This window comes from Synechococcus sp. OH2, assembly GCF_047462155.1.
Lineage (GTDB): Bacteria > Cyanobacteriota > Cyanobacteriia > Thermostichales > Thermostichaceae > Thermostichus.
On the sequence record NZ_JANSIR010000095.1, the window covers coordinates 7,004 to 9,703 of the forward strand.

Annotated in this window: 2 protein-coding genes; one reads left to right on the forward strand and one right to left on the reverse strand. The window is 60.3% G+C overall.

Going from position 1 to position 2,700, the window contains the following annotated elements; genetic code table 11:
* Nucleotides 1-343: 343 nt before the first annotated feature.
* The gene (locus NW835_RS08535) at nucleotides 344-1,351 is read right to left on the reverse strand and encodes a hypothetical protein (RefSeq protein WP_414415052.1); all 1,008 of its coding nucleotides are present in this window, start codon (nucleotides 1,349-1,351) and stop codon (nucleotides 344-346) included.
* A gap of 484 nt (nucleotides 1,352-1,835) precedes the next feature.
* On the opposite strand from NW835_RS08535, the gene NW835_RS08540 reads away from it, so the two are divergent.
* On the forward strand, nucleotides 1,836-2,700 hold an 865-nt coding region (locus NW835_RS08540; RefSeq protein WP_414415053.1), incomplete at its 3' end, for a PucC family protein.

Sequence of the window (2,700 nt, forward strand, 5' to 3'; positions counted from 1 at the left end):
ACCTCCACTCCCACCGGACGCAGTTCCGGCGTCAACTGCCGATAGCGCTGCAGCAGCCGCGAGGCTTGCACAAACAGGTCGTAGCGACGAACTGGAACTGCGTCAGCCATAAGGTTGCCGGGGAAATTCTTCGCCGACTTGAGCGAAAGTTGTCTATAGATCTGCCTCTCGGTCTCAAACAAGATCGAGATTGGGTTTGTTGTCTGTGCAAGGGCCGCAACTGCCGAGCGCCGCGGCCCGAAGGCTCGTTTCGCTTGGCACCAGGTCAGTTGTCAGTGTAGTAGAGAAACCCCGGCGCGGAAAGATTTTGCCGCTTGCCCCCGCCAAAACCAGCGGCAACAGGCTAGCGTCGCAGCCACCAAGGAAACCAAGGAAAGGGAAAGGGGCGCTCGGTTTCGGCGTCGCGGTCGTACTCGGTCGGGCGGCCCGTATCTGGCTGGATTACCAGGCTGCCCACATAGTCGGCCTCTCGATAGACGCGGGCAATCTGGCGGTGAATTTGGGCCATATCCTCGGCGGAGACCACGCCGTTGTCGGTGGCTTTGTAGAACTGGATGGTGACCCGAATGGGAAAGCGGGGATCCCGTTCGATGTCGAGGTTGTTGATCTCGGTGAAGGGGCCTTCCACCTCCCCGTGGCCGATGACGGCAGCTTCTACATTGCTAGGGAAGCAGTCCTCTAGGCCTAGGGTCTCCGTAAAGTATCTGACCTGCTCAACTTTCCTTTGCTTGAGGGGCACCTGGATCAGCATTACCAGGTTCAGGGCTTCTTCCGGAACTTCCGCCGAGTCGGGATCCCTGGGGGTTGGGTTGGCGCCTTGCTGGGCTTGGAAATCGCTGAGGCGCTGCCCAGTAAGGCTGGCCCGTTCCCCGTTTTGGTTGAAGAAAAGGCGCTGGCCCCAGATCTTCTCCCATCCCTCCTCCGGGCGGTTCTCGATCACTGTAATGCTGGTGCCCTCGCGGGTGGCCAAGATCGCCAGCACGGCTGGGTTGCCCGGATAAGACTGATAGTTGAACAGCACCGGGTTGAATTGGGCGGATCCCCCGGCAGGGATGGGCAAAAAGGCGGCCTGGGCGCTCACCAGCACATGGCTATCCCGTGGGGCCAGCAGCGAGTTGCGGTTGCCGGCCCAAGAGCGGGGGTTGTGCAAGTAGCGGCGCAGGTTCCCCAGCAGCTCCCGCAGCGACACCACACGCAGGGGTTTTCCCTTTTCGTTGCCCACCAGCACCTTCAGGCTGTCGAGGGGCAGGTCGGCAGAGAGATCGGCAAAGTTGGGGTAGCGGATCACCGGCATCAGGCTCAGCTTGCGGCGACCCGTTAGGGGGTTGAGCTGCTGCACCTGGATGGTCATGTCGCTGATATTGGGGCCGAGGGCGGATCCCTTGTGGCGTCCGGTATCTTCCCAGGTGAGCTCAACGATATCCAGCCCGTAGTGGGCTGCCAGGGATCACGCCCGCGGATCCCTAGTCATGGCGATTGTCCGGTCGATCACCTGCCTGTAAGCGAAGTACTCTGCCCATTGGGGCAGCGATGAGGAAGGATCCTGGCTCGTCGGAAAATCCATAGGGTTTGCCTAAGCAGTGGACATCAGCGGCAGAGCAGCCGGGGAAATGCTCATCCAGCTCAGCGAACTCAGCAGCCAAAAGGTGGGGATGTGGGCTTCCTTACAATATAACTAGCAGGCTCCCTTCTTTAACGATGCCCTGACCATAACCCGGTTACGGAGAGCCGGCGCGGCAGTTTCGCTTTTGGCAACCCCATCCCTTTGCCGGGATCCCCAGCTACCTGGGCTACCATAAAAAGCTGTAGGGCTTTTGCATGAATCATCACAGGTCATGGCCAATATTCAACGGGATCCTGAGGTCAACGTGTCTGCGGCCACGGCCATTTCTTCAGAGTCTCAGCCTTCGGCGCCCCCCTTGCCTTTGCCCGTCATGTTTCGCCTAGGCTTATTTCAGATGGGCCTGGGGATGATGTCGCTGCTGACGCTGGGGGTGCTCAACCGGGTCATGATCGACCTGGATCTCTTGGCCATCCCGGCCACGGTGGTAGGGGGATCCCTGGCCATGCACCAGTTGGTTTCCCCGGCCCGCGTCTGGTTTGGGCAGCTTTCTGATGCCAAGCCTTTGTTTGGGACGCACCGCAGCGGCTATGTGCGCCTGGGCTCGGTGCTGTTTGCCCTGTGCATCTTCTTGGCTGTGCAAGTGGTGTGGGGTTTGGGGCAGAGCTTTGCCAGTAGCGGTTGGTCGCTGGCCACCTACGGTTGGATTGCTCTCGCCGCCTTGATGTTTGCTCTTTATGGGCTTTGCCTGAGCGCCTGCTCCACGCCCTTTGCGGCGCTGCTGGTGGATGTTTCCGATGAGCACAACCGCTCCCAGTTGGTGGGGATCGTCTGGTCGATGCTGATGGTGGGCATTGCCGGCGGGGCAATTGGCTCGGCAGTGCTGCTGCGCGGCCTGGATCCCGAGAACTTGCAGAGCACGATCAACCGCCTCTTCATTGTTATTCCTGCTGTGGTGATCCTGCTGGGGGTGATCGCCACCTGGGGGGTGGAAGAACGCTATTCCCGCTATGGATCCCGTTCCACCTTGGCCGGGCGGGAAGACCAGATCACCCTGGGCACGGCCCTCAAGGTGCTCACCGCCAGCCGCCAAACCCTGATCTTCTTTGGCTTTTTGGTTCTGATGACCATGGGCCTGT